Origin of the sequence: Actinomycetospora callitridis (assembly GCF_028737265.1) — a bacterium.
In the GTDB taxonomy this organism is placed as follows: domain Bacteria; phylum Actinomycetota; class Actinomycetes; order Mycobacteriales; family Pseudonocardiaceae; genus Actinomycetospora; species Actinomycetospora callitridis.
The window spans coordinates 1-24,192 of the sequence record NZ_JAQZAK010000005.1 but is presented as its reverse complement, the minus strand read 5'-3'; the positions used below and the strand labels follow the sequence as shown (position 1 = coordinate 24,192).

Annotated in this window: 30 protein-coding genes; 14 read left to right on the top strand and 16 right to left on the bottom strand. The window is 74.1% G+C overall.

Annotated features, from left to right (window positions below; genetic code table 11):
* Window positions 1-6 precede the first annotated feature (6 nt).
* Entirely contained in the window at window positions 7-615 is a 609-nt protein-coding gene (locus PH191_RS17375) for a maleylpyruvate isomerase family mycothiol-dependent enzyme (RefSeq protein ID WP_274195884.1), read from the top strand.
* Between the two features lie 50 nt (window positions 616-665).
* Here the strand turns inward: PH191_RS17375 and PH191_RS17370 are convergent, their stop codons facing one another.
* The 6 genes from PH191_RS17370 to PH191_RS17345 form a co-directional block, all read right to left on the bottom strand.
* The gene (locus tag PH191_RS17370) at window positions 666-1,379 is read right to left on the bottom strand and encodes a DUF2267 domain-containing protein (protein ID WP_274195883.1); all 714 of its coding nucleotides are present in this window, start codon (window positions 1,377-1,379) and stop codon (window positions 666-668) included.
* A 44-nt stretch (window positions 1,380-1,423) separates the two neighbouring features.
* Complete coding sequence (locus tag PH191_RS17365; RefSeq protein WP_274195882.1) at window positions 1,424-2,002, bottom strand: dimethylsulfonioproprionate lyase family protein; 579 nt, start codon at window positions 2,000-2,002, stop codon at window positions 1,424-1,426.
* Window positions 2,002-2,802, bottom strand: a complete 801-nt coding sequence (locus PH191_RS17360; RefSeq protein WP_420791827.1) for an ABC transporter permease — start codon at window positions 2,800-2,802, stop codon at window positions 2,002-2,004. The genes PH191_RS17365 and PH191_RS17360 overlap by 1 nt, the downstream gene beginning before the upstream one ends.
* Window positions 2,793-3,809 (bottom strand): ABC transporter ATP-binding protein, encoded by a 1,017-nt coding sequence (locus PH191_RS17355; RefSeq protein ID WP_274195880.1) that lies wholly within the window; start codon window positions 3,807-3,809, stop codon window positions 2,793-2,795. The genes PH191_RS17360 and PH191_RS17355 overlap by 10 nt, the downstream gene beginning before the upstream one ends.
* Window positions 3,810-3,963: 154 nt before the next feature.
* Window positions 3,964-5,577: a benzoylformate decarboxylase gene (mdlC, locus tag PH191_RS17350; RefSeq protein ID WP_274195879.1), complete on the bottom strand. Its 1,614-nt coding sequence runs from the start codon at window positions 5,575-5,577 to the stop codon at window positions 3,964-3,966.
* A gap of 126 nt (window positions 5,578-5,703) precedes the next feature.
* The gene (locus tag PH191_RS17345; RefSeq protein ID WP_274192316.1) at window positions 5,704-5,928 is read right to left on the bottom strand and encodes a hypothetical protein; all 225 of its coding nucleotides are present in this window, start codon (window positions 5,926-5,928) and stop codon (window positions 5,704-5,706) included.
* 180 nt (window positions 5,929-6,108) lie between these two features.
* On the opposite strand from PH191_RS17345, the gene PH191_RS17340 reads away from it, so the two are divergent.
* Complete coding sequence (locus tag PH191_RS17340; RefSeq protein ID WP_274195878.1) at window positions 6,109-7,269, top strand: epoxide hydrolase family protein; 1,161 nt, start codon at window positions 6,109-6,111, stop codon at window positions 7,267-7,269.
* A 49-nt stretch (window positions 7,270-7,318) separates the two neighbouring features.
* Here PH191_RS17340 and PH191_RS17335 read toward each other — a convergent pair whose 3' ends face one another.
* Window positions 7,319-8,371 carry a zinc-binding dehydrogenase gene (locus PH191_RS17335; RefSeq protein WP_337994068.1) on the bottom strand — a complete coding sequence of 351 codons (1,053 nt, stop codon included), beginning with the start codon at window positions 8,369-8,371 and terminating at the stop codon, window positions 7,319-7,321.
* A gap of 82 nt (window positions 8,372-8,453) precedes the next feature.
* On the opposite strand from PH191_RS17335, the gene PH191_RS17330 reads away from it, so the two are divergent.
* A complete protein-coding gene (locus PH191_RS17330) occupies window positions 8,454-9,044 on the top strand; it encodes a TetR/AcrR family transcriptional regulator (RefSeq protein WP_274195877.1) in 591 nt (196 codons plus the stop codon).
* A gap of 3 nt (window positions 9,045-9,047) precedes the next feature.
* Here the strand turns inward: PH191_RS17330 and PH191_RS17325 are convergent, their stop codons facing one another.
* Both PH191_RS17325 and PH191_RS17320 read right to left on the bottom strand, forming a co-directional pair.
* Window positions 9,048-10,355: a DNA polymerase IV gene (locus PH191_RS17325; RefSeq protein ID WP_274195876.1), complete on the bottom strand. Its 1,308-nt coding sequence runs from the start codon at window positions 10,353-10,355 to the stop codon at window positions 9,048-9,050.
* A 4-nt stretch (window positions 10,356-10,359) separates the two neighbouring features.
* Window positions 10,360-10,827, bottom strand: coding sequence for an HAD family hydrolase (locus PH191_RS17320; protein ID WP_274195875.1), 468 nt, complete (start codon window positions 10,825-10,827; stop codon window positions 10,360-10,362).
* Window positions 10,828-10,901: 74 nt separating this feature from the next.
* Here PH191_RS17320 and PH191_RS17315 point away from each other — a divergent pair, with 74 nt between their 5' ends.
* Complete coding sequence (locus PH191_RS17315) at window positions 10,902-11,108, top strand: DUF2795 domain-containing protein (protein ID WP_274195874.1); 207 nt, start codon at window positions 10,902-10,904, stop codon at window positions 11,106-11,108.
* A gap of 79 nt (window positions 11,109-11,187) precedes the next feature.
* Here PH191_RS17315 and PH191_RS17310 read toward each other — a convergent pair whose 3' ends face one another.
* Window positions 11,188-11,451 carry a hypothetical protein gene (locus PH191_RS17310; protein WP_274195873.1) on the bottom strand — a complete coding sequence of 88 codons (264 nt, stop codon included), beginning with the start codon at window positions 11,449-11,451 and terminating at the stop codon, window positions 11,188-11,190.
* Window positions 11,452-11,536: 85 nt separating this feature from the next.
* A complete protein-coding gene (locus PH191_RS17305; RefSeq protein ID WP_274195872.1) occupies window positions 11,537-11,779 on the bottom strand; it encodes a hypothetical protein in 243 nt (80 codons plus the stop codon).
* Window positions 11,780-11,988: 209 nt separating this feature from the next.
* On the opposite strand from PH191_RS17305, the gene PH191_RS17300 reads away from it, so the two are divergent.
* Window positions 11,989-12,735: a class I SAM-dependent methyltransferase gene (locus PH191_RS17300; RefSeq protein WP_274195871.1), complete on the top strand. Its 747-nt coding sequence runs from the start codon at window positions 11,989-11,991 to the stop codon at window positions 12,733-12,735.
* Window positions 12,736-12,738: 3 nt separating this feature from the next.
* Here PH191_RS17300 and PH191_RS17295 read toward each other — a convergent pair whose 3' ends face one another.
* Entirely contained in the window at window positions 12,739-13,035 is a 297-nt protein-coding gene (locus tag PH191_RS17295) for a hypothetical protein (protein ID WP_274195870.1), read from the bottom strand.
* 209 nt (window positions 13,036-13,244) lie between these two features.
* Between PH191_RS17295 and PH191_RS17290 the strand changes: the two genes are divergently transcribed.
* Window positions 13,245-14,654 (top strand): FAD-dependent oxidoreductase, encoded by a 1,410-nt coding sequence (locus tag PH191_RS17290; RefSeq protein ID WP_274195869.1) that lies wholly within the window; start codon window positions 13,245-13,247, stop codon window positions 14,652-14,654.
* A 55-nt stretch (window positions 14,655-14,709) separates the two neighbouring features.
* Here PH191_RS17290 and PH191_RS17285 read toward each other — a convergent pair whose 3' ends face one another.
* From PH191_RS17285 to PH191_RS17275, 3 genes are read right to left on the bottom strand one after another with little or no spacing between them, the layout of a single operon-like run.
* On the bottom strand, window positions 14,710-15,240 hold the full coding sequence (locus PH191_RS17285; protein ID WP_274195868.1) for a hypothetical protein: 531 nt from the start codon (window positions 15,238-15,240) through the stop codon (window positions 14,710-14,712).
* Window positions 15,240-15,590: a DUF4873 domain-containing protein gene (locus PH191_RS17280; RefSeq protein ID WP_274195867.1), complete on the bottom strand. Its 351-nt coding sequence runs from the start codon at window positions 15,588-15,590 to the stop codon at window positions 15,240-15,242. Before PH191_RS17280 ends, PH191_RS17285 begins: the two co-directional genes overlap by 1 nt.
* The gene (locus tag PH191_RS17275; protein WP_274195866.1) at window positions 15,587-16,396 is read right to left on the bottom strand and encodes a TetR/AcrR family transcriptional regulator; all 810 of its coding nucleotides are present in this window, start codon (window positions 16,394-16,396) and stop codon (window positions 15,587-15,589) included. Before PH191_RS17275 ends, PH191_RS17280 begins: the two co-directional genes overlap by 4 nt.
* Before the next feature lie 100 nt (window positions 16,397-16,496).
* Between PH191_RS17275 and PH191_RS17270 the strand changes: the two genes are divergently transcribed.
* Genes PH191_RS17270 through PH191_RS17255 form a run of 4 tightly spaced genes read left to right on the top strand, consistent with a single transcriptional unit; the run spans window position 16,497 to window position 20,553 of the window.
* The gene (locus tag PH191_RS17270) at window positions 16,497-17,396 is read left to right on the top strand and encodes an AurF N-oxygenase family protein (protein ID WP_274195865.1); all 900 of its coding nucleotides are present in this window, start codon (window positions 16,497-16,499) and stop codon (window positions 17,394-17,396) included.
* A gap of 39 nt (window positions 17,397-17,435) precedes the next feature.
* A complete protein-coding gene (locus PH191_RS17265; protein ID WP_274195864.1) occupies window positions 17,436-18,431 on the top strand; it encodes an alpha/beta fold hydrolase in 996 nt (331 codons plus the stop codon).
* Window positions 18,418-20,022, top strand: a complete 1,605-nt coding sequence (locus tag PH191_RS17260) for a flavin-containing monooxygenase (RefSeq protein ID WP_274195863.1) — start codon at window positions 18,418-18,420, stop codon at window positions 20,020-20,022. Before PH191_RS17265 ends, PH191_RS17260 begins: the two co-directional genes overlap by 14 nt.
* Window positions 20,023-20,061: 39 nt before the next feature.
* Window positions 20,062-20,553, top strand: a complete 492-nt coding sequence (locus PH191_RS17255) for an NUDIX domain-containing protein (RefSeq protein ID WP_274195862.1) — start codon at window positions 20,062-20,064, stop codon at window positions 20,551-20,553.
* On the opposite strand, the gene PH191_RS17250 is transcribed toward PH191_RS17255, so the two are convergent.
* Window positions 20,534-21,385: an acyl-CoA thioesterase gene (locus PH191_RS17250; RefSeq protein WP_274195861.1), complete on the bottom strand. Its 852-nt coding sequence runs from the start codon at window positions 21,383-21,385 to the stop codon at window positions 20,534-20,536. The genes PH191_RS17255 and PH191_RS17250 overlap by 20 nt on opposite strands.
* Window positions 21,386-21,844: 459 nt before the next feature.
* Here PH191_RS17250 and PH191_RS17245 point away from each other — a divergent pair, with 459 nt between their 5' ends.
* The 4 genes from PH191_RS17245 to PH191_RS17230 all read left to right on the top strand — a co-directional run bounded on the left by PH191_RS17245 (window position 21,845) and on the right by PH191_RS17230 (window position 23,823).
* Window positions 21,845-22,153 (top strand): hypothetical protein, encoded by a 309-nt coding sequence (locus tag PH191_RS17245; protein ID WP_274195860.1) that lies wholly within the window; start codon window positions 21,845-21,847, stop codon window positions 22,151-22,153.
* A gap of 115 nt (window positions 22,154-22,268) precedes the next feature.
* Window positions 22,269-22,667 (top strand): hypothetical protein, encoded by a 399-nt coding sequence (locus PH191_RS17240; RefSeq protein WP_274195859.1) that lies wholly within the window; start codon window positions 22,269-22,271, stop codon window positions 22,665-22,667.
* Window positions 22,668-22,876: 209 nt separating this feature from the next.
* Complete coding sequence (locus PH191_RS17235; protein WP_274195858.1) at window positions 22,877-23,191, top strand: hypothetical protein; 315 nt, start codon at window positions 22,877-22,879, stop codon at window positions 23,189-23,191.
* Between the two features lie 254 nt (window positions 23,192-23,445).
* A complete protein-coding gene (locus PH191_RS17230; RefSeq protein WP_274195857.1) occupies window positions 23,446-23,823 on the top strand; it encodes a hypothetical protein in 378 nt (125 codons plus the stop codon).
* The last annotated feature ends 369 nt before the right edge of the window (window positions 23,824-24,192 follow it).

Below are 24,192 nucleotides of genomic sequence, written 5' to 3'. Positions count from 1 at the left end.
GCTCACATGCTGGAGGGGTACGCCGAAGCGGCGAAGGTGGTCACGGAGCTGGTCGGGCGGGTGCCGCCGGACGCCTGGGACGCGCCGGCGCTGGGTGAGTGGGACCTGCGCTCGCTGGTGGGGCACACCAGCCGGGCGTTCGTCACCGTGCTGACGTACCTGGAGCGGCCCGCCGACACCGAGGACATCGACTCGCCCGAGGGCTACTACGCCCTCATGTCGCCAGTGACCGGCGAGGGGATCGACCCGTCCGCCGTCGCGCAGCGCGGGCGGGACGCGGGCGTGGCGCTCGGCGACGACCCGGCCGCGGCGTTCGCGACGCTCGCCGAGCGCGCCGTCGCGGCGACCCGCGCCGCCGACCCGGACGCGCTCATCACGACGATCGCGGGCGGCCTGCGCGTCGCGTCCTACGTGCCGACGCGCACCATCGAGCTCGTCGTGCACGGGTACGACATCGCGACGGCGACCGGGCTCGACGTGGCGTTCAGTGCCCACACGACGACCCAGGTGGTCACGGTGCTCGCCCGCACCGGCGTGCGCCTCGGCCACGGACCGATGCTCCTGCACGCCCTCACCGGCCGCGGCTCGCTCCCGCCGGGGTTCTCGGTGGTCTAGTCACGTGCGTGATCTTCTGAGCGACAGCTCAGAAGATCAGGCACGTGGGGTCAGCCGCCCGCGCCGATCGCCCCGACGATCTCGTCGAACCGGGCGGCGAGCTCGAGGTCGATCTCGGCGACCACCTGCATGCTCTCGGTGCGGGCGCGCACGGTCAGCGAGGTGGGCGTGCGGTCGAGGATCCGCAGCCGGGCGCCGAGCTCGCTCTCGGCGCTCCGCAGGCGTTCGAGGACGAGGTCGAGGCGCTCGGGCGGCAGCTCGACGGTCCGTTCGATGCCGGTCACGTCGCCCGACCACTCGGGCAGCCGGTGCAGCGCGCGGTCGAGCTCGTCGGCGTCCACCGGCTGCGGGCGACCCTGGGCGCCCTCGGACGGCGCGTCGGGCGGGAGCGGCGGCCCGGCGCCGCGCAGGTCCGCGGGCACGACGCGGCCGATCCGCTCGCCCAGGTCGGCGTCCTCGGCGCCCAGCTGGCCGATCACCGCGGTCAGCGCGTAGCGGGCGCGCTCGAGGGCCCACCCGCTGCGGCGGGCGACCTCGTCGACGAGGCCGGCCTCGGTCGGCGTACCCCCGCCGCCGTTCACCCGGTCGACGCCGGACTCGACCTCGAGCAGGTTGGGCAACGCCTCCACGAGCGCGGTGCGGTCGTCCCCGGGCAGGTGCTCGGCCAGCGTGGCCAGCACGGCGTCGGCGGCCCGGCGCGCGTCGTCGGTCTCGGCGAAGCCACCTCGGGTGGCGACGCCGGCGAGGAACTCCTGGTGTCGCATGGTCCCGGGCCTACCCGGAGCGCGGGGCCCCACAATCGACGTCCTCAGCAGAACGCCGCGGACGTCCCCACCTCACCGATCCAGACGTAGACGAGCAGGACGGCACGCTCGCCGGTCCACATCCCGTGGGGCTGCCAGGACCCGTGGTGGACCAGGACGCCTGCGGGCTCGGGCGCGGGGTCGGCGGCGGCCGCGTGCACCCACCGGATCACGCCCGCGGGCAGGTAGAACTCCTCGGCCGGGTGGTGGTGCGGCGGGTACCGCACGCCCGGGCCCAGCAGGACCAGGCCCAGCGCGACGTCCTCGGCGTCCGCCAGCGTGGCGTGCGCGTAGAGGTCGAGGAACGACGGGTCGGGCGGGCTCGCGACGTAGGCCGCGGTCTGCTGCCACCGCGCCGCCGCCGCGAGCGGGCCGAGGACCGCGGCGAGGTCGGCGTCGACCTCCTCGCCGGCCCGCGCCACGGCGCCGTCGAGGTGGGCGAGCACCGGGAGCACCGGCAGCACCGTGTCCGGTCCCTCCGACCGCGCCGCGAGCCGCTCGAGCGCCGCCGCCTGCGCCCCGAACCCCCGGGCGGTCATCGCCTCCGCGAGCCGCCCGCGCAGGGCGTCGAGCCCGCCCGCCATCAGTCGAGCGCGCGGCGCACGAACCCCTGGATGCCGACCGCCCCGAAGAGCAGGCACGAGGCCACGAGCGCCAGCAGGCAGAGCCAGCCCGGCAGGTGCGGCACCGCGGGCGTCAGCGCGCCGCGCAGGCCCTCGGAGACGTAGGTGATCGGGTTGAGCGCGCAGATCACCTGGAACCAGCGCAGGTTCTCGAGCTGCAGGAACGGGAACTGCGTCGACCCGGTGAACAGCAGCGGCGTGATCACCAGGGCGAACACCACGTTGATCTTCCTGGGCGACACCAGCGTGCCCAGGACCAGCCCCGCGGCCCCGCCCGCGAGCGAGCCGAGCACCAGCAGCACCGCCGCGAACGGCAGGCCCGAGAGCACCCAGTTGACCTCGTCGAGCACGATGTAGCCGACGGGGATCATCACCAGCGAGCCGAACAGCCCGCGCGAGGCCCCGAACACGATCTTCTCGACCGCGACGAGGCGCGTGGACAGCGGCGCGAGCAGGCGGTCCTCGATCTCCTTGGTGTACGAGAAGTCGATCACCAGCGGGATCGCCGTGGCCTGCACGGCCACGAAGAACGCGTTGAGGGCCAGCAGCCCGGGCAGCAGCAGCTGCGCGTAGCCCGGCGTGACGTAGCCGAGCTGGCCCAGCACCACGCCGAACACGAACAGCAGGAAGAACGGCTGCATCAGCACCTGGCTGATGAAGCTGCCGAACTCCTTGCCCGTGACCGCGAGGTCGCGGCCCAGGACACCGAGGAACGCGCGGCCCTGGCCGGGCCCGACCTTCACCGGGGCGCTCACCGCAATCCCCTGCCCGTGAGGTCGATGAAGACGTCCTCGAGCGTCGGCTCGCCGAGCTCGACCTGCGAGACGACGGCGCCGGCGTCGGCCACCGCGGCGAGCACCGGCGGGAGCGCGGCACCGGCCTCGCCGTCGCAGCCCACCCGCAGGTGGGTGGCGGCCGCGGCCTCGCCGGACAGGTCCTCGACGCTCGACACACCGCGCAGCTCACCCAGCCGCCCCGTCAGCACGTCCACGTCGGCGCCGGTGATCGTGAGATCGATGGTGGCCTCGCCGGGCAGGGCCGCCACGAGCGCGGACGGCGTGTCCAGCGCGAGCAGCTTGCCGTGGTCGACGATGCCGACGCGGTCGGCGAGCTTGGCCGCCTCGTCCATGTCGTGGGTCGTGAGCACCACCGTGACGCCGGAGGCCGCGAGCTCGGTGACGCGGTCGTGCACGAAGAGGCGGGCCTGCGGGTCGAGCCCCGTCGACGGCTCGTCGAGGAAGAGCACCTGCGGGTCGTGCATCAGGCCGCGCGCGATGATCAGTCGCTGGGCCTGGCCGCCGGAGAGCTCGTCCGGGTTGGTCTTCGCCTTCTCCGCGAGCCCCATCCGTTCGAGCAGCTCGTCGGCCAGCCGACCGCGCTGGGCCCGCGGGACGCCGTGGTAGGCGGCGTGCCAGACGAGGTTGCCCCGGGCGTCGAGCGAGCGGTCGAGGTTCGGGCGCTGCGGGACGACCCCGAGCACCGCGCGCGCCCCGACGGGGTTGGTCGCGACGTCGATGCCGGCGACGGTGGCGAGACCCGAGGTCTTGGTGACCCGCGTCGTCAGGACGCCGACCGTGGTGGTCTTGCCGGCGCCGTTCGGGCCGAGCAGCCCGAACACCTCGCCCCGGCGCACCGCGAAGCTCAGCCCGTCGACCGCGGGCGTGGTGCTGCGGCCGTAGCGCTTGACGAGATCGCGCACCTCGACCGCGGGCGCGGCGTCCGGTGTCTGCTCGTCGGCCGACGGCCGCGTCGTGGTCTCCGTGCTCACGCGTGGTCCTCCCCCGCGCCCCGGACCGTTCGGAGGGCGCCCGCGCGACGCTACGCCCGGGGTACGACGGACCTCGTGTCGATCTCGGTGCTCGGTGATGCTCATGACTCGTCACCGTGCGACCTCGACGACGGTCGAGGTCAAGCGGACGAGCTCAGCCCGCCGCGGGCGGCACCGGGACGTGGACGAGGCGCGGCCCCGGGCCGGCGACGCCCCGGCGCACCGCGGCGCGGAACTCCTCGACCGTCCCGACGGTCTCGGCCGGCACCCCGTAGCCCTGCGCCAGGGCGAGGTGGTCGATCGCGGGCAGGTCGAGCCCCGGCACCTTCGGGGTCTGCTCGCGCTGGGCGAACCACTTGAGGATCGCGTACTCGCGGTTGTCCAGGACGATGATCGTCACCGGCACCTGCTGGGCGGCCGCGGTGGCGAGCGACTGGATCGCGTACTGCAGCGAGCCGTCGCCGAGCACCGCCACGACGGGACGCGACGGGTCGGCGATCGCCACCCCCACCGCGGCCGGCAGGCCGAAGCCGAGCCCGCCCGAGGTGGTGAAGTACGAGCTGCCGGGCTGCGAGATCGGCAGCCGCGCCTGCTGGGTCGCGCGGTGCGAGGGGGCCTCGTTGACCAGGACACCGCCGTCCGGCCACTCCTCGGCGAGGGCGGTGAAGAGCTCCTCCGCCGAGAGCCGGCCCTCGCCGCCCGGGCGCGGCGCGTCGAGCGCCCGGCGGGACGGCGGCGCCGCCCGGTCGGCCGGACCCGGCCCGACGCGCTCGAGCAGCGCGCGCACCGTGAGGGCGGGGTCGGCGACGACCGCGTCGCCCATCGGGGCACGCGCGGCCTGGTCGTGGTCGGCGGTGACGTGCAGCAGGCGGGTGCCCTCGGGCAGGAACGGGCCGGGCACGTAGGGGTAGTAGCGGAACACCGGCGCGCCGACGACGAGCACGACGTCGAACGGCTCGAGGGCCTCGGCCACCGGCGCGATCGCCATCGGCAGCGGGCCCCGGAACTGCGGGTGGTCGGTGGGGATGCCGACGCGCCCCTCGACGGGCGGGGCGAACACCGCGGCGCCGAGCCGCTCGGCGAGCGCCACGGCGTCGTGGAAGCCGCCGGTGGCGTCGACGTCGCCGCCGACCACGAGCGCCGGGGCGCGGGCGGCGTCGAGGGCCCCGACGAGGACGTAGAGCCCCGCCGGGTCCGGGGCCGCGCGCTGGTGCACCCGGCGGCCCGCGACGAGGTCGGCCGCCTCGGTGGCCGGGTCGAGCACGGCGTCCCAGTCGTCCATCGGGATCGACACGAACACCGGGCCCCACGGCGGGCTGGTCGCGACGTGGATCGCGCGGGCCAGCACGGCGGGGACGTCGGCCGGGCGGGCCGGCTCGAGGGAGAGCTTGACCGTGGGCCGCGGCAGCATCGTCGCGTCCGGGTTCGTCAGCAGGGCCTCGAGGTTCATCATCGGGCGCACCTGCTGCCCGGCCGTGACCACCAGCGGCGCCCCGTTGGCGGAGGCGTTGACCAGGGCGCCCATCGCGTTCCCGACGCCGGGCGCGGTGTGCAGGTTCACCAGGGTCGGACGCCCGCGGGCCTGGGCATAGCCGTCGGCCATGCCGACGACCGCGGCCTCCTGCAGCCCGAGGACGTACCGGAAGTCGTCGGGGAGCTCGGAGAGCATCGGGAGCTCGGTGGACCCGGGGTTGCCGAAGATCGTGGTCATCCCGTGCGCCCGGAGCACCTCCAGCGAGGCCTCCCGGACCGTGGGTCCCTGCGCCATGCGTCCTCCCGCCGATCGTGGTCGACCACGGCGATGATCGCCGAGCTCCGTCGTCGGCGGCAGGAGTACCCCTCGATCTGAGGACCATCCCGGTGTCGGTGGGGGGACACGACACCGGGACGGCCCTCAGCGCGGCCGGTGGAGGCGCGAGAGACGGATGACGACGTCGCGCAGGCCGTCGTTGTCGAACTCGCGGCGCATCTCCTCGGCGCGCAGGGTGGCCTCGACCCCTTCGTAGGGTCCGTGGGCGTCGAGCTCCCCCGTCTCGGGATCGAACACCAGCACCACGTAGCCGTCACACTCGTCCAGGTCCACTGCTGCGGCGAGCAGGGCCGCCGACCGATCGTTCATCACGCTGATCACCTCCACCTCGTGCATCGCCACCATGAGGCCCGGTGTGACACCTCGGGGCGAAGTTGGCTCGTTCGGGTCACGAACTCCAGCCTTCGGCGTGTCGTCGCACCACGCGTTCGGAGGTGCCCTACGCGGCCGTCCGGCGAGGGGGGCGTCGTGTGGCTACGGTGCCGTCCCGTGGCCATCCACGCACCCGTGCCCGCCGGGGACCCCTCCGTCGAGATCGTCCCGTTCGTGCTCGACGTGCCGCCCGAGCAGCTCGCTGACCTGCAGGAACGCCTCCGCCGCGTGCGCCTGCCCGAGCCCGCGACGGACGCGGGCCAGGGGCTGGGCCTCGACGCGGTCGCCGAGCTGTGCCGCGCCTGGCTCGAGGAGCACGAGTGGCGTCGCGTCGAGGACGAGCTCAACCGGCGGGGTCAGTTCCGCACCGCGATCGATGGTCTCGGCATCCACTTCTTGCACGTACGGTCACCTCGTGGTGACGCACAGCCACTGCTCGTCACCCACGGGTGGCCCGGCTCGGTGGTCGAGGTCCTCGACGTCCTCGACGCCCTAACCGACCCCGGCGACGACGCGCTGCCGGCCTTCCACGTGGTCGCGCCGTCGCTGCCCGGCTTCGGGTTCAGCGACAAGCCGACCGGTCCCGGCTGGGGCGTCGACCGCATCGCCGACGCCTGGGCCGAGCTCATGACCCGCCTCGGCTACGAGCGCTTCCTCGCCCAGGGCGGCGACTGGGGCGCGATGATCACCACCGCGCTGGCCGTCCGCCACCCCGACCGCGTCGCGATGATGCACACGACGATGCCGCTCGCCCCGCGCCCGGACGGGTTCGACGACGCCACCCTCTCCGAGACCGAGCAGCGCTGGCTGGCCGAGTCCGCCGAGTTCCGCCGGGTCGGCTCGGGCTACTCGGGCCAGCAGCGCACGCGTCCGCAGACCCTCGGCTACGGCCTCGTCGACTCGCCGGCGGGCCAGCTCGCCTGGATCGCCGAGAAGTTCGTGGCCTGGACCGACGGCGACGGCTTCGGCGGCGTGCCCCGCGACCGCGTGCTCGACAACGTCTCGATCTACTGGCTCACCGCGTCCGGGGCGTCGTCGGCGCGCCTGTACTGGGAGAGCTTCGGCGGCATCGACAGGTCGAGGCCCGTCACCGTGCCCAGCGCGGTCTCGGTGTTCCCGGCCGAGATGGTGAAGAACCCGCGCGCGTGGGTGGAGGCCCGCTACGTCGACCTCCGGCACTGGAACGTGCTGCCCACCGGCGGGCACTTCGCCTCGCTCGAGGTCCCCGGCGACTTCGTCGACGAGCTGCGGGCGGCGTTCGCGCGGGCACCTCGGTAAGCAACGAACGCGCTGTTCGCTGCTTCTACGCGCACGAAGTCCCCGTTGATCACGGCGTGACGACGATCTTCCCCACGTACTCGCCGCGACCGAACTCCTCCTGCGCGGCGTGGATCGACGCCAGCGGGTACGACGCCGCGATGCGGGGCCGGACGCGCCCGGCGACGGCGTCGTCGACGAGCGCGGCGAAGTGCGTCGGCGTGTGCATCGAGGAGCCGACGAGCGACACGTTGTGCAGGTAGAGCCTGCGCAGGTCGAGGTCCACCGACGCGCCGCCCAGCGCGCCCGCCACCACCCACCGCCCGCCGTCGCGGACGTGCTCGAGCAGGGCCGGCAGCAGGGGACCGCCGACGACGTCGACGACGGCGTCCAGCGCCCCGCCCGCGGCGTCGTGCACGGCCCCGGCGACGGCGTGCGGGTCCGGACCCCGGACCACGACGGCCGCGGCCCCCGCCTCCCGGACGGCGTCCTCCTTCCCGGCCGCGGTGAGCGCCACGACGCGGGCGCCCCGTGCCGAGGCGAGCTGGACCGCCGCGAGGCCGACCCCGCCCGAGGACCCGGTGACGAACACCGTCTCGCCCGCGCCGATCCGGCCGCGCGCGAGCATCCCCGCCGCCGTCCCGTAGGCGACCGGGAGCGCCGCGAGCTGCTCGTCCGACAGCGGCGAGTCCGTCACGTCGTGGGCGCGCCCGTCCGCCGCGACGACGTAGCCCGCGAAGCCGCCGTCGGCCTCGCTGCCGAGCAGGCCGATCGGGCCGGCGTCCGGGCCGGGGCCGTCGTAGAACGCCGGGTCGACGACGACGCGCCGGCCGACCCGTCCGGGGTCGACATCGTCGCCCACCGCCGCGATCTCACCGGCGATGTCGCCGCCCTGGATGCGCGGGAAGTCCACCGGGCCGCGCCAGCCCGCGAGGGCGTCCGGGTCGCCGGGGAGCCCGTAGGCGCCGCGCCGGGTCCAGAGGTCGGTGTTGTTGAGCGCCGCCGCCGTCACCCGCACGAGCACCTCGCCCGCGCCCGGGACGGGCACCGGGACCGTGCGCAGCTCCAGTACCTCCGGTCCCCCGAAGCCCGTGAGCACCGCGGCCAGCATGGTGTCCTCCACCGATCCTCCTACACAGGTCTGTGAACCACTCCGATGCAGAGTAGGTTCACAGCTCGGTGAACACAACGGCAGGAGGCCGCGCATGACGACGACGGGCGAGGGGCCCCGCCTGACCCCCGGGGCGCGGCGCATCCTCGAGGTGGCCTCGGCGCTCTTCTACCGCCACGGCATCCACGCGATCGGCGTCGACACGATCGCGGCCGAGTCCGGCGTCACCAAGCGCACCCTCTACGACCGCTTCGGCTCCAAGGACGAGCTGGTGGCCGCCTACCTGCGGGCCCGGGACGAGCGGTGGCGTGCGCGGGTCGTGGCGGCGGTCGAGGCGGAGACCGACCCCGTGCGCCGGGCGCTGGCCCCGTTCGCGGTGCTGGAGGGCTGGGTCGACGACGCGAGCCGGGGGTGCGCGTTCGTCAACGCCTTCGCCGAGCTCGACCGGCCAGACCACCCCGGACGCCCCGTGATCGACGACGAGAAGCGCTGGCTGCGGGAGCTGTTCACCCGGGAGCTCGGGCGGGCGGGGGTCGCCGACCCGGACGGCCTCGCCCTGCAGCTGCTCCTCGTGCACGAGGGCGCGCTGGTGACCCACGCGGTGGCGGCGGAGCCGGCGGCCCCCCGGGCGGGGTCGGCGATCGCGCGGCAGCTGGTGGAGGCCGCGGTGGCGCCGGGGGTGTGAGCGTCAGCCGAGGCTCGCCGCCGGGTCGGCCCGGGTCAGGGCCGGGTCGTCGGCGGGGTAGGTGATCGCCCGCCCCGGGCCCGAGGACGCGGTCTCGAAGCGCACGGTGACGCGGCCGTGACCGGCGCCCTGCACCCAGCCGTGCCCGTGCCGGGGATGGGCGACGTCGTCGCCGGTGCGCCACTCGCGACGGGGCTCCGGCTCGGGCTCCGGCAGGGGCGCCACCTCCGGCACGGGGGCGGGTGCCGTCGGGGTCTCCGGGAACAGCGCCTCCTGCACGGCGGTGGTGAGCCCGGAGAACGAGACGCCGACCAGGCGCACGCCGGCGTCGGGCAGGGCGGCGACCGCGAGGCGCTGCGCGGTGTCGGTGAGCGTGGCCAGGTCGGTCGTGGCGACCGCGTGGGTCTCCGCGCGGCTCGTCGTCCCGAACGACGAGCTCCGGATCTTGACGCTGACGGTGCGCGCCGCGCGGTGCGAGGCGAGCAGACGGCGGTGGGCGCCCTCGGCCAGCTCGGCGACGGCGGTGCGCACGGCGCCGAGGTCGGAGAGATCGGCGTCGAAGGTCGTCTCCGCGCTCACCTGCTTGGCCTCGCCGCGCTCGACCAGCGGCCGGTCGTCGACGCCGCGCGCGAGGCGGTGCAGGCCCGTCCCGACGGCCGTCCCGAGCAGCGAGGTCACGTCGGCGAGGTCGAGCGCGGCGAGCTTGGCCACCGTGTCGACGCCGGAGCGGTGCAGCGTCGTCTCCGCGACCGGGCCGATGCCCCAGAGGGCGCGGACCGGCAGCGGGTCCAGCAGCGCCCGCTCGCCGCCCTGGGCCACCACGTGCACCCCGTCCGGCTTGGCGAGCCCCGACCCGATCTTCGCGACCTGCTTGCCCGACCCGGCGCCCACCGAGACCGCGAGCCCGGTGACGACGCGGACCTCGGCGCGCAGCCGCTCGGCGAACGCGCGCACGTCGTCGGCACCCGCGTCGGCGAGGGCCTCGGGCTCGGCGAAGGTCTCGTCGTAGGCGATCTGCTCGAGCACCGGCGCCCAGGCCCGCACGACACCGAAGAAACGCTCGGAGAGCACCCGGTAGAGCGCGGTGCGCGGGGGCAGCGCCACGGCGTGCGGGCACAGCCGCCGCGCCTGGCCCATCGGCATCGCCGAGCGCGCCCCGCACTCCTTGGCCTCGCCGCTCGCGCCGGCCACGATCCCGCGCGGGCCCAGACCGCCGACGAGCACCGGGCGCCCGCGCAGCGTCGGACGGGTCAGCTGCTCGGCCGACGCGAAGAACGAGTCGAGGTCGAGGTGCAGGACCCAGCGGGGCACGGTCTCAGGATGCCCGCAACGACCACAGCTCGTCCGGGTGCCCGAGCACGGCGCACGCCCCGGCAGCCCGCAGCGCGTCGGCGCGCGACGCGCCCCAGGCCACGCCGACCGGCACCAGGCCGTGCGCGGCCGCGGCGTCGAGGTCGGCGGGGCTGTCGCCCAGCATCGGCGTGCCCGGCCCGGCCGTCGTGATCCCGAGCCCGAGCAGCGCCTCGCCGACCACGGCGTCCTTGCCCGCGTACACGCCGTCGGTCCCGCGTCCCGCGACCTCGGTGAAGCACGCGAGGACCCCGAGCCCGGCGAGCACCCGGCGGGCGGGCCCCACCGACGCCGACGTCGCGACGGCGAGCGGCACGTCCCGCGCGTGCAGGGCCTCGACGAGCGCGATCACCCCAGGGGCCGGGCGCGTCGTCCCGGGAACGGTGAGGGTGCCGTCGAGATCGAACACCACGGCCGGGAACGGGGGCGCCACGGCCGGGAGTGTCGCGCACCGGACGGTTCGGGTGAGGGACGGTTCGAGCGACGGACGGTCGGCTAACCGCCGACATGGGTTACGACGTCACGCAGGTGCAGAAGACGCTCGCCGGGTTCCAGTACCCGGGCGGGCCGCAGGAGCTGGCCGACCACGCCTCCTCGAACGGGGCCGACCAGCAGCTCGTCGACACCCTCAAGGGTCTCGACAAGGACCAGTTCGACGGCCCCAACGCCGTCATGGCGAAGCTCGGCGACGCCGGGGTGCTCGGCGGCAACTGAGGTCCCGCGACGAGGAACGAACGGCACTTTCGCTCCGTTCGGTGGAGCGAGAGTGCCGTTCGCTTCTGCGGGGAGGGTCTCAGTGCGGCAGCGTCGGCAGACCCCGCTCGACCATCTCCCGGGCGCCCTCGATCGTCCCGTCGCCGACCCACGTGTCCGGGTCGAGCTGGGAGACGTTCCAGCCGCCCGGGCGCACGCGCGTCGAGTACAGGAACGTGTCCTTGTTCTCGACCCACTGGATCTCGTAGTCGATCGGGCTCGGTCCCACCGAGCTCCACCGCCACGCGGCCCCCGAACCCCGGGACGTCTCCTTCACGGAGACGCCGTCCACCTCGATGGCCATGCCCACCCCTCCAGGCTCCGTTGAGCCGATCGGAGCAGCAATCTACCGACCGACCGGGGCGTCGGACGCGCCCACTCGCGTCCGCTCATGCGGCCGAGCGGGGTGCCCACCCCTCTCGGGTGAGGGCACCGACGATCCGGAGCGCCTCCGGGCGGTGGGTGTCGGGGTGGTGGGTCGTCCAGCTCCACTGCTCGCACTCGGCGTGGAGGAGGTGGGCGACGACCGTGACGGCGTGCTCCCGGTCGGCGGCGTCGACGGCGACCGCGCGCGGGTGCGTCCCCGGGCGAAGCAGCGCGGCGACGGGGGAGTGGGCGGGCACAGCACTCATGACGACCTCCCTGCCGGGCCGTCGACGCGACGGTCCCGGGGCGGGTGGGCGAGCCGCGACGACGTCGACGCGTGCCTGACGCACCGAGCGTGACCGACCGGTGACGCCCGAGGGAACAGAGCGGGATCCGGGCCACAGCGCGCGGACCGGGACGTTCGCCACAGGCGAGGCCCCGGCCCGGGCCGCGGCGGCCGGGCATGATGACCGCCATGGCCACAGCGAAGGAGCCGGCGGCCGGCTGGACCGTCGAGCTCGACACGACCCCGGGACGCCGACAGGCCCAGGAGGAGTTCGTCCTCCACCACGCCGACGGCACGGACGAGCGCCTCGTCCTGCACGACTACGCGCGGGTGTACTCGGTGCCCGGCCTCTACGAGGAGGTCGTCCAGCACCGGCTGCAGTGCGCGTCGCCCGCCACCGTCGCGACCGCGCTCGCCGAGGCCGTCGCCGCGTCGGGGTCCTCGGTCGACGACCTGCGCGCCTTCGACCTGGGCGCCGGCAACGGCGTGGTCGGCGAGGAGCTCCGCGCCCGCGGCGTCACCGTGGTCGCCGGCGCGGACGGTGTGCCGGAGGCCCGCGACGCCGCGCACCGCGACCGCCCCGGCCTCTACGCGCACTACCTCGTGGGCGAGCGGCTCGACGTCGACGAGGTCCGGCAGCTCGTGCGCGACGAGGGGCTGACCGCGCTGGTCGCCGCAGGCGCCGTCGGCGAGGGGCACGTCCCGGTCGACGCCCTCGCCCAGCTGTGGGACGCGTTCCCGCCCGGCTCGTTCCTCGCCCTGACCCTCGCCGGCGGCGACGCCGGCCAGGACGCGACGGACGTCGAGGCCATGCTCGCCGCGACCGAGGGGTCCGAGCACCCCTCGCACATCGTCGTCCGGCGCACCTTCCGGCACCGCCTGTCGATGGCCGGCGCCGAGCTGCACTACCTCGTGCTGGTGGCCGTCAAGGAGTAGCGCTCAGGCGCCGCCGCGCACCAGCGTGAGCCGGGGGCGGTGCGCGGGCGGCGTGACCGCCGGGCGGCTGGGCTGGGGGCCGGGCCGCGAGCCGGTGTGCGGTCCCCGGCGCGAGCGACGCGGCCGGGCACCGCCGACGAGCCCGACGAGGTCGTTGACGAGGTCGTCGGCCAGCTCCTCGGACAGGACGCCACCACCGGCGTAGTCGTCGAGCACGTCGACGCCGCGGCGCCACGACACGCTGGTTCCGGCTCGGTCATCGTGGGCACCGTGCCGGGGCCCGACCTCGTCGCTGATCATCACGAGGGACGTTAGCCCTGGTGACGCGGCATTCTCGCGCTCGATGATCCCATGGAGTGATGCCTCGACCGAGGACGGTTCCGGCCACGCCCCGGCTCGGGATCACTCGTCCGTCGGCGTGTCCGGCCCCGGTGTGGCGCCGCACACCCGGTTTCCGACCGTTCCGGCAGACGGGTGCGCGGCAGGTCCGGGTGGGCCACGATGTTCTGGTGGAGAATCACACGACGCGACCCCACCACGTCGCCGTCGTCGGTTCCGGGCCGTCGGGGTTCTACGCCGCGGCCGCGTTGCTCGACGCTGGAACCGACGGTGGGCTCGACGTCCGGGTGGACATGTTCGACCGGTTGGCCACCCCGTGGGGCCTGGTGCGGCTCGGGGTCGCCCCGGACCACCCGAAGATCAAGTCGGTGAGCGCGCAGTACGACAAGACCGCCCGTCGCGAGGAGTTCCGGTTCTTCGGGCACGTGCACCTGGGGGACGACGAGGAGCTCCGCTCGACCGGGGAGGGCGGCGGGGTGATCACCCGCGACGAGCTCCTGGAGCGCTACGACGCGATCGTCTACGCGGTGGGCTCGCAGACCGAGCGCCGGCTCGGGATCCCCGGCGAGGACCTGCCCGGCAGCATCGCGTCGGTCGACTTCGTCGGTTGGTACAACGGCCACCCCGACCACGCCGCCCTCGACCCGCGGCTCGACTCCGAGCGGGCGGTGGTGATCGGCGCCGGCAACGTCGCCCTGGACGTGGCGCGGATGCTGCTGCTGCCCGAGGCCGACCTGCGCACGACCGACACCGCCGACCACGCCCTCCACGCCTTCGTCGCCTCGGGGGTGCGCGAGACGCTGATCTGCGGGCGCCGCAGCGTGCGCGAGGCCGCGTTCACCACCACCGAGCTGCGCGAGCTCGACGACATCGCCGACCTCACCGTCGTCGTCGACCCCGAGCAGGCCCCGCCCGGGATCGCCGACGACGACACGCTCACGAAGGGCGCGCGCCGCAACCTCGAGCTGTTCAGCGGCTGGGCGCAGAGGGGCCCCGACCCCGACGCGAAGCACCGCATGGAGTTCCGGTTCCTGCGCTCGCCCGTCGAGATCCGCGGCGACGGGCGCGTCGAGGAGATCGTCCTGGGGATCAACCGACTCGAGACCGGCGAGGACGGGCGCACCCGCGCCGTCGACACCGGCGAGCGCGAGACCGTCACGACCGGGCTCGTCCTGCGCGCCGTGGGCTACCGGGGGGTCGCCCTGCCCGGGCTGCCCTTCGACGACGACAGCGGCACCGTGCCCCACACCGAGGGCCGCGTCGAAGGGCACGACCGCGAGTACGTCGTCGGGTGGATCAAGCGGGGGCCCACCGGGATCATCGGCACCAACAAGAAGGACGCCAACGAGACCGTCCGCCACCTGCTCGCCGACCTCGCCGAGCGCGCGCCGATCGAGCGGGCCGACGACCACCACGAGGCCGTCGAGGCCTGGCTGCGCGAGCGCTGCCCCGACCTCGTCGACCAGGAGGGCTGGGAGGCCATCGACGCCCACGAGCGCGGGCGCGGCGAGCCCGACGGCCGCCCGCGGGTGAAGGTCGTCGACCGCGACCACTTCATCGAGCTCTCGCGCCCCCGCTGACCCCGTGAGCGATGTTCGCGGTGATAGCCGGGAACATCGCTCACGGGGGCGCGGCTCACAGGGGGATGCGGCACTCCGCGACGGCCTCGGGCGTGGCCAGCACGGTGGAGACGTAGACGCCGACGTGGTGGCGGATCTCGGTGTCGAGGTCGCCGAGGCGGCGCAGGAACACGCCGCCGACGCCGCTGGTGCGGATGTCGGCGTCGATGTCGGAGTACCGGACCGGCTCGACGTCGATCTCCACCGCGTCCGGCGCCGCCCGCGCGACGAGGCCGACGCGCACGAGGAGCTCGACGTCGGCGGGGATCCTGCGGGTGCCGATGACGACCGTGAGGTCGAGCGACACCGGGACCCGGACCACCACGAGCTGGTCGCCCTCGCGGCGCGCCGTCAGCCGTCCGACGGCACCCTCCGCGTACGCGGTGGCCATGTCGTGCGGGCCGGCGGGCACCGGGCCGAACGTCACCCGGTCGCCGATCAGGCCGCCGATGACGCGCACAGCGCGCTCCGGGGTGGCGAGCGAGCGGACGGTGGCGGGGTCGCAGACCTGGTCCGCGACCGCGCGGCCCGCCTCGCCGGGCGCCATCAGCGCACCCCGGCGATCTCGGCGGGCGTGTCCTCCGAACCGACGGGGAACGGCGGCGTCGAGAAGCCGGCGATCCGGTAGCGGCCCCACGGGTCGACGTCGGAGAGCTCGCCGTCCGCGGCGCCGACGGGCGTCGTGACCCGCGTGGGGCGCTTGCGGCCGTCCAGGGCCGCGTGCAGCTCGGCGTGCACGGCCACGCGGCCGTACCAGTGGAATCGCCCGTCGAGGGGCTCGAAGTGCCCGAGCAGGGTGACGTGCACGTCGTACTCCGTGCCGTCGACCTCGAGGGTCGCGGGCCCGGCGTAGCCGTCCTCGTCGTGGTCGTGCGCGGGTGTTGCCTCTGGCGTCATCGCTCCGGGCTCCTCACTGCTCGATCGGTACTCGCTCGGCCGCCGCTCGGGCCGCCTGACTCCCCCGGCCGCCTGGCCGGGGCCCGCACGTCTCCCGCGTGCAACTGGATGACCTTGTTGATGGCCAGGGGGGCGTTGGGGTCGATGAGGACGTCGTGCTGACGGGCGAACCCGTCGATCGCCGCCCACACCAGCAACGTGAGGTACTCGGTGACGCTCTCGCGGCTCATCGAGCGCCGCTCGAGCCACCACTCCGCCGCGTTCTGGACGAAGCCGACCACGCCGTACGCCCACGGCTCGGCGGGCCCGGAGTCGAGCCCGAAGGACCGCAGGTAGTCGCCGAGCAGCGCCGACAGCGCCGTCGCGATGATCTCCTTGTCCTCGCGGACGACGTCGGAGCCACGCCCGTCGATCGGGGTGTGCCGCGCCAGCACCCAGTAGAGGTTCGGGTACTCGTCGAGGGTCCCGAAGAACGCGTCGATCGACTTGCGGATGCGCGGGAGCGGCGCCTCCTCGCTGTTCAGCGCGGGGATCAGCCGGTCGAGCAGGATCTCCGTGGCGCGTTCGCCCATGGCCTCGACGAGGTCGGCCTTGTCGGAGAAGTGCCGGTAGAGCACGGGCTTGGTGACGCCCGCCTCGACCGCGACCTGCTCGATCCCGAAGTCCGGACCCACGTCCGCGAGGACGCGCATCGCGGCCTCGACGAACTCGGCCCGGCGCTGCGTCCGGTGCTTCTCCCACCGCGTGCGACGTCCGTCACGCGGAGGGGTGGGACCCGAGCGGTTCGGCTTGACATCGTCCGGCACGGGTCCGCACGCTACCACCAGTTACAGTTACCAGCGGTAAGACGTACACCAGGTGCGTGATACCTGGAGTCCGGTCCACGGCGAGCAGGAGGACCCAGCCATGAGTGCGCCCACGGCGGACCGGCACCAGACCGCAGAACGGCTCCTGAAGTCGTCGGCGAAGAAGTCCTACGACCCCGCGGTCGACATCGACTGGGACGCCCCGCTCGTGCCGGACGGTATCTGGGTGCCCGAGCACCGCGTCTCCCTCTACGGCACCGAGCTCTGGGAGCGCCTCACCTCCGAGCAACGCGTCGAGCTCGGCAAGCACGAGGCCTGCAGCGTCGCCTCGGTCGGCCTGTGGTTCGAGGTCCTGCTCATGCAGCGCCTGCTCAAGGACTTCTACGCCGAGGACCCGACGTCGCCCCGCGCGCAGTACGCGCTCACCGAGGTGGCCGACGAGTGCCGCCACTCCCAGATGTTCGCGCGCATGGTCGACGCCGCCGGGGTCGAGCCGTACGGGCCGCGGGAGTCGATCCGCCAGCTCGGCAAGCTCTTCTCCGTCGTCAGCTGGGGCCCGGCCTCCTACGGCGCGATCCTCGTCGCCGAGGAGGTGCTCGACCGCCTGCAGCGCGAGCAGGCGAACGACGATCGCGTCCAGCCCCTGATGCGCCAGGTCAACCGCATCCACATCATGGAGGAGGCGCGCCACGTCTCCTTCGCCCGCGACGAGGTCACCCGCGGCATGGCGCAGCTCTCGCCGCGCGAGAAGGCCTACCAGCGCTTCATCGTCGCGTTCATCTCGATGTTCGTGGTGCGCAGCCTGATCAATCCGAAGGTCTACGCGGCCGTCGGCATCGACCCGAAGGAAGGCCGCCGCGCCGCGCTCGCCAACCCCCACCACCGCGAGATGATCCGGTGGGCCGGCGAGAAGATCATGCCGTTCCTCACGGAGGCCGGGCTCGTCGGCCGTCCGGGCATGACCTGGTGGCGCCGGTCGTTCCTCCTCACCGAGGGCTGATCCGGCACGGAGGATCGGGCAAGGCGGAGAGGGGACGCGGTGCTGCGCGAACAGGTCGACCGGTTCACCACCCCCGACGGGGCGCAGTTGCGCGTCGGCGACTCCGGGGACGGCACCGGCGGCCCGACGCTCGTGCTCGTCCACGGCTGGTCGCAGGACCTGCGCACGTGGGATCGGGTGGTCGACGACCTGCGCCGCACCGGGTTCACCGGGCGCATCCTGCGCTACGACCACCGCGGGCACGGCGGGTCCGACGCGGCCGCCGAGGGCACCGCGACGGTGGGACGCGCCGCCGACGACCTCGCCGCGCTGATCGCCGAGCGCGTGCCCGGGGGTCCGCTGGTGCTCGCCGGGCACTCCATGGGCGGGATGACCCTCATGGCGCTGGCCGAGCGGCACCCCCGGCTCGTCGCCGACCGGGTCGCCTCCGTGGCCTTCGTGGCGACCGCCAGCGACGAGATGGACGAGCTGACCCTCGGGCTGCCCGGGCGGCGCGGCCGGCTGGTCGCCCGCGGGGAGCACGTCCTCGTCCCGCTCACCGCCCGGCTCGGGCACCGCGCCCCGCCGCGGCAGATCGGCACCATCGGCCGCTCCCGCGAGCACGCGCCCCGGGTGCGGGCGTCGCTGCTGGCCCCGGGCGTGCGGGCGCTGGTGTTCGGGCGCCACGCCCGCCGCGACGACGTCCTCTCCGTCGCCGAGCAGGCCCTCGCCGCGCACCCGCCGAGCGTCGCCGCCTTCCGCGCGTCGATCGGCGAGCACCGGCGCCGGGGCTCGCTGGCCGCGCTGCGCGGGATCCCCGTGGTGGTGCTGGTCGGCGACCACGACCGGCTCTGCCCCCAGCAGCGCGCCCGCGACATCGCCGACGCGCTGCCCGACGCCCGGATCGTCCTGCTCCCCGGCGCCGGACACATGATCAACCTCGAACGCAGCACCGAGGTCGCCGCCCACATCGCGGGGCTGCTCGCCGTGCCCGCCGCCGAGGCCCCGACCACCACCGTGATCCCGCAGGAGGACGCCGGCCGTGTCAGCGCCTGAGACGCCCGCGGCTGAGACGTCCGCGCCCGGGACGTCCGCGCCCGGGACGGCCGACCGCGTCCACGAGGTCCTCGTCGTCGGCTCGGGGTTCGCGGGCCTCGGTCAGCTGCTCGCCCTGCGTCGCGCCGGCATCACCGACGTCGTGCTGCTCGAGAAGTCCGACGCACTCGGGGGCACCTGGCGCGACAACACCTATCCCGGGTGCGCGTGCGACATCCCGTCGCACATGTACTCGCTCTCGAGCGTCCCGAACCCCGACTGGTCGCGGTCCTACTCGCCCCAGCCGGAGATCCGCGAGTACCTCGAGCGGGTGGCCGACGCCGAGGACCTGCGCCGCCACGTGCGGTTCGGCCAGGAGATGACCGGCGCGACGTGGGACGAGCAGGGCCGCACCTGGACGGTGCACACCCGGGGCGGACGGGGCTGGCAGGCCCGCTTCCTGGTCCACGGCGTCGGGGCGCTGCACCTGCCGAAGACGCCGGACCTGCCCGGGACCGCCTCGTTCGACGGGCCCTCCTTCCACTCCGCGCGGTGGGACCACGACGTCGACCTGCGCGGCAAGAAGGTCGCGGTCATCGGCACCGGGGCCAGCGCCATCCAGTTCGTGCCGCAGATCGCGGGCGTCGCGGCGGAGGTGCAGCTCTACCAGCGCACCCCGGCCTGGGTCCTGCCCAAGAACGACAAGCCGCTCCCGGAGGGCCGCCGGCGCTTCTTCGCCCGCCACCCGCGCGCCCACCGGGCGTACCGGTCGGTGATGTACGCGGCGCTGGAGTCGCGCGCCCTCGGCTTCAACTCGCACCCGGCGGCCCTGCGGCCCGTCGAGTGGCTGGCCACCAAGCACATCGAGCGCCAGATCGACGACCCCGAGCTCGTCGCGAAGCTGACGCCCGACTACTCGATCGGCTGCAAGCGGGTGCTCGTCTCCAACGACTACTACCCCACGGTGAACCGCCCCGACGTCCACGTCGTCACCGCCGGCGTCCGCGAGGTCCGGGCGTCGTCGATCGTGGACGGCGACGGCACCGAGCGGAACGTCGACGTGATCATCTACGGCACCGGCTTCCACGTCACCGACGCCTTCGACGCCCTCGAGATCACCGGGCGCGGCGGGCGGACGCTGCGGGACGTCTGGGCGCAGGACGGGATGGCGACGCACCTCGGCCTGACCGTCACCGACTTCCCGAACATGTTCTTCCTGCTCGGCCCCAACACCGGCCTCGGCCACAACTCCGTCGTCTTCATGATCGAGTGCCAGACGCGCTACGTGGCCCAGGCGATCGACACGGTCCGTGCGATGGGCATGGGCGGGCTCGACGTCCGCGCCGAGGTCCAGCAGCGGTCCAACGCCGCCGTCCAGCGACGCCTCGACAAGGGCATCTGGACCCGCGGCGGCTGCACCAGCTGGTACCTCGACGCGGCCGGGGTGAACCGCACGATCTGGCCGGGCTTCACCGTCCGGTACTGGTGGGAGACCCGGCGGTTCGACCCGACCGACTTCGAGTTCTTCGGCCGGGCCGCCGACGCCGCGGCCACGCCGACGCCGGAGGAGGCGTCGCAGCGCGAGGACGCGCCCGAGACGGTGCCCGCCTGACGGGTCGTGGCGGCGTCGGGCGCCCGTAGGCTCGCGCGCATGCCGCTCCCGCCGGGGACCGCCCGCCCCGTGGTCGCCGCGGGGGCCGTGTTCCGCGACGCCGCCGGCCGGGTGCTGCTCGTGCACCCCACCTACAAGCCCGGCTGGGACGTACCCGGCGGCGTGGTCGAGGACGGCGAGTCGCCCGCCGAGGCCTGCCGCCGCGAGATCGCCGAGGAGCTCGGCCTGGACCGGGCCACCGGGGCCTTTCTCTCCGTCGACCACACGCGGGGCGACGGGTACGACAAGATCCTGTTCCTCTTCGACGGCGGCCCGCTCGGCGACGACGAGCACCGCATCGTGCTGGAGCCCGCCGAGCTCGACCGGTGGGCGTGGGTCGCCCCGGCCGATCTCGCCGACCACCTGCCGCCGCCCCTGTGCCGCCGGGTGACGAGCACGCTCGACGGCGGCGGCTATCTCGAGCACGGCCTGCCGCGCACGGCGACGGGACCGACAGGACCGACGGCCGTCGCTACGACCGGCGCCGGATGAGCCCCTCCTGGACGACAGAGGCCACGAGCACCCCGTCGCGCGTGTAGAAGCGCCCCGCCGCCAGACCGCGACCGCCGCCGGCGCTGGGCGACTCCTGCACGTAGAGCAGCCACTCGTCGGCCCGGAACGGGCGGTGGAACCAGACGGCGTGGTCGAGGCTCGCCAGGCTGACCTCGCCGGAGGCCGCGCCTCCGACGACGTGCGGGAACACCGCCGCCTCGAGGAGGGTCAGGTCGCTCGCGTAGGTGAGGACGCAGACGTGAAGCAGCCGGCCGTAGGGCGAGTCGGGACCGGGCAGCTCACCGTCGGCGCGCACCCACACCCGGTTGGTCGGGTCGCGGTCCGCGGTCTCGTCCCAGGGCGAGTGATCGACGTACCGGACGTCGAGCGGCCACACCAGCGCCTTGCCCGTCGTCGTCCAGGCGGGACGGTCCGCCGGCACCGGCGGCATGTCGCGACGGTGCAGCCCGTCGGGGCCGGGCGTCTCCGGCATCGGCGACTGGTGCTCCACGCCCTGCTCGGGACGCTGGAACGACGCCGACATCGTGAAGATCGTCTCGCCGTGCTGGACGGCGGTGACCCGGCGCGTGGTGAACGAGCGTCCGTCGCGGGTGCGGTCCACCTCGTAGACGATCGGGGCGAACGGGTCCCCGGGCCGCAGGAAGTACCCGTGCAACGAGTGCACCCCGCGGTCGTCGTCGACGGTGCGGCCGGCCGCGACCATCGCCTGCCCCGCCACCTGGCCGCCGAACACCCGCAACAACGACTCCCGGGGGCTGCGGCCCCGGAAGATGTCGCGCTCGATGCGCTCGAGATCGAGCACGTCGTCCACGAGCTCCCTCAGGGCCTGACCCACGCCCACCGCCTCTCCGACGTCCTGTGTGCGGCGCACATCGTCGCGCACGTCCGGCGCAGAGGGGTCCGAGTGGTGGGTCACCCAGCGCGTCGGTGGATCTGATGACGGGACGGACCCCGATGTGGTGACGGGGCCTGCGGCCGTTTCACGCCCGGCGGCGCCGCTGGTCCGTTCGTGGCACGCCTCGGCCCCTGAACGGTGGGCCGGCCGTGGCGATGATCAGCGCAGCGCAACCACACAACGTGACAGAAGGGGCCGTTCTCGATCCGCTGCGTAACCGTCTCGTGACCACCTCGTTGGAACCCCTGGCGTCACCCCCGGGGCCGATCAAGCCCGGGGCGGTGACTCCTGGGGGACACACCGTCCACGTCCTGCCGGCTCCGGCCGGGCGGCCGGTGCGTCCCGCTCCCCCGACAAGTTCTTCGAGGAGTTCATGTGATCAAGAAGCTGGGTGTCGTGACCGTCGGTGTGGCCGCGGGCCTCATGGTTGCCGCGCCGTTCGCCTCCGCGTCCGAGGGCGGCCACGGCCACGGCGGCGGGCACGAGGACTCCGGGTCCTGCAACGTCACCGGTGGCTCGGCCGAGGCCAACGGCGGCATCGACGGCGACGCCCTCGCCGGCAACCTGCTCGCGCAGGCCCCGGTGGGTGGCGCCAACGCCCTCAACATCGTCTGCAACGACATCCTCAACGGCAACGCCAGCGGCAACAACGTCGCCGTCGACATCGCCGGCGGCCTGCTCTAAGAGGCCTTCGCGCGGGTGGGACCGCACTGACGTGCGGCCCACCCCCGGCGGACCGGCGACCCGTTCCGCCACCTGAACGATGACTGCAGCACGACGAAATCTCCCTGGGGGACCAGTGTTCAAGAAGTTCGGCATCGTCACCGTCGGCATCACCGCGGGCCTGCTCGCCGCCGCGCCGCTCGCCTCTGCGGGCGAGTCGCCCGAGCACGGGGGCCACGACAACGGCGGCCACCACAGCGAGCACAAGGGCGAGCACAAGGGCGGCGGCTCGGACTGCAACGTCACCGGCGGTTCGGCCGAGGCCAACGGCGGCATCGACGGCGACTCGTTCCTGGGCAACGCCGTGGCGCAGGCGCCGATCGGTGGGGCCAACCTCGGCAACATCGTCTGCAACGACATCCTCAACGACAACCTCAGCGGCAACAACGTCGCCGTCAGCGTGCTCAGCGCCGACGACGAGGAGCCGGTGGACGTCGAGCTCCCCGAGGAGTCCGAGACCGCGGACGCTTCCTGACGCATCTCCACGAACGCGCGAGAGCCCGGCCATCCGATCGGTGGCCGGGCTCTCGTGTGTCCGGGGTCCGTCCGACCCCCGACGGTCGTCACTCGATCGTGTCGACCGCGCACCGCGACGTTGCGGGCACGCCCCGCGCTCGTTGATCCACCAGACGCGCGCCCGGCACCCGTCGTGCGCTCGCTCCCCCGACAACCACAGGAGTTCTCGTGCTGAAGAAGATGGGCGTCGTCACCGTCGGCGTCGCCGCCGGTCTCATGGTCGCCGCGCCGTTCGCGTCCGCCACCGAGTCGGGCCACGGCCACGGCCACGGCGACGACGACGGGCACCGCGGCTCCGACAGCTCGGACTGCAACGTCACCGGCGGCTCGGCCGAGGCCAACGGCGGCATCGACGGCGACGCGTTCCTGGGCAACGCCCTGGTGCAGGCCCCGATCGGCGGCGCCAACGCCCTCAACATCGTCTGCAACGACATCCTCAACGACAACCTGAGCGGCAACAACGTCGCCCTGGACGTCCTCTGAGGCCCTGAATGAGGCAAGCATGAGGCACTGACGGCGTCCGCTCGCCGGACGCCTCGGGACCACGCGAAAGGCCCGGCCACCGTCTCGGTGGCCGGGCCTTCGTCCGTTCAGGGAGTTGCCACCGCGACACGCCCATTCGGGGGAATCGACGTCGCGGGTCGTTGCCTCGGTCGTGGGAGTTCGTTGGGCCGTTCGAGGCGTCGTCATGCACTCGGACGATGCTGCCGCTCCCCCGACATCATCCAGGAGTTCTCGTGCTGAAGAAGCTCGGCGTCGTCACCGTCGGCGTCACCGCCGGCCTCATGGTCGCCGCCCCGTTCGCCTCCGCCCACGAGTCGGGCCACGACTCGGACCACGGCTCGGACCACGGCTCGCGCGGCAGCGACAGCTCGGACTGCAACGTCACCGGCGGCTCGTCCGAGGCCAACGGCGGCATCGACGGCGACTCGTTCGCCGGCAACGTTCTCGCGCAGGCTCCGGTGGGTGGCGCCAACGCCCTCAACATCGTCTGCAACGACATCCTCAACGGCAACGTCAGCGGCAACAACGTCGCCGTCGACATCGCCGGGCTGCCCGGGGCTCCGGAGCTCCCCGAGCTCCCGATCGAGCTGCCCGACTTCCCGACCTCCTGAGACCTGAGCCGTCCCCTCGAGGACGGCGACGCGCGAGCCCGGTCACCGATTCCCGGTGGCCGGGCTTTCGTGCGTTTTCCGGGCGTTACAGGAAATTAAGCCCCCATTCGGGGGTAATGGCGCATCCGCACGTAGCAGCAGCGCGGCGTCCTCGTTGAGCCGTGTGAGTCGCGGTGCCGGGTGGTGCTCATCCGGTCGGCGCCGTCCCTGCTCCCCCGACACCACCAGGAGTTCCCATGCTCAAGAAGCTCGGCGTCGTCACCGTCGGCGTCACCGCCGGCCTCATGGTCGCCGCCCCGTTCGCCTCCGCCCACGAGTCGGGCCACGACTCGGACCACGGCTCGGACCACGGCTCGCGCGGCAGCGACA

What these genes read in the sequence shown, in the direction of transcription:
- PH191_RS17255 (WP_274195862.1), top strand. Translation starts at nt 20,062, where the DNA reads ATGCCGCTCCCGCCGGGGACCGCCCGCCCCGTGGTCGCCGCGGGGGCC.
- PH191_RS17330 (WP_274195877.1), top strand. Translation starts at nt 8,454, where the DNA reads ATGACGACGACGGGCGAGGGGCCCCGCCTGACCCCCGGGGCGCGGCGC.
- PH191_RS17300 (WP_274195871.1), top strand. Translation starts at nt 11,989, where the DNA reads ATGGCCACAGCGAAGGAGCCGGCGGCCGGCTGGACCGTCGAGCTCGAC.
- PH191_RS17315 (WP_274195874.1), top strand. Translation starts at nt 10,902, where the DNA reads ATGGGTTACGACGTCACGCAGGTGCAGAAGACGCTCGCCGGGTTCCAG.
- PH191_RS17365 (WP_274195882.1), bottom strand. Translation starts at nt 2,002, where the DNA reads ATGGCGGGCGGGCTCGACGCCCTGCGCGGGCGGCTCGCGGAGGCGATG.
- PH191_RS17270 (WP_274195865.1), top strand. Translation starts at nt 16,497, where the DNA reads ATGAGTGCGCCCACGGCGGACCGGCACCAGACCGCAGAACGGCTCCTG.
- PH191_RS17310 (WP_274195873.1), bottom strand. Translation starts at nt 11,451, where the DNA reads ATGGCCATCGAGGTGGACGGCGTCTCCGTGAAGGAGACGTCCCGGGGT.
- mdlC (WP_274195879.1), bottom strand. Translation starts at nt 5,577, where the DNA reads ATGGCGCAGGGACCCACGGTCCGGGAGGCCTCGCTGGAGGTGCTCCGG.
- PH191_RS17285 (WP_274195868.1), bottom strand. Translation starts at nt 15,240, where the DNA reads ATGGCGCCCGGCGAGGCGGGCCGCGCGGTCGCGGACCAGGTCTGCGAC.
- PH191_RS17375 (WP_274195884.1), top strand. Translation starts at nt 7, where the DNA reads ATGCTGGAGGGGTACGCCGAAGCGGCGAAGGTGGTCACGGAGCTGGTC.
- PH191_RS17280 (WP_274195867.1), bottom strand. Translation starts at nt 15,590, where the DNA reads ATGACGCCAGAGGCAACACCCGCGCACGACCACGACGAGGACGGCTAC.
- PH191_RS17305 (WP_274195872.1), bottom strand. Translation starts at nt 11,779, where the DNA reads ATGAGTGCTGTGCCCGCCCACTCCCCCGTCGCCGCGCTGCTTCGCCCG.
- PH191_RS17345 (WP_274192316.1), bottom strand. Translation starts at nt 5,928, where the DNA reads ATGAACGATCGGTCGGCGGCCCTGCTCGCCGCAGCAGTGGACCTGGAC.
- PH191_RS17295 (WP_274195870.1), bottom strand. Translation starts at nt 13,035, where the DNA reads ATGATCAGCGACGAGGTCGGGCCCCGGCACGGTGCCCACGATGACCGA.
- PH191_RS17370 (WP_274195883.1), bottom strand. Translation starts at nt 1,379, where the DNA reads ATGCGACACCAGGAGTTCCTCGCCGGCGTCGCCACCCGAGGTGGCTTC.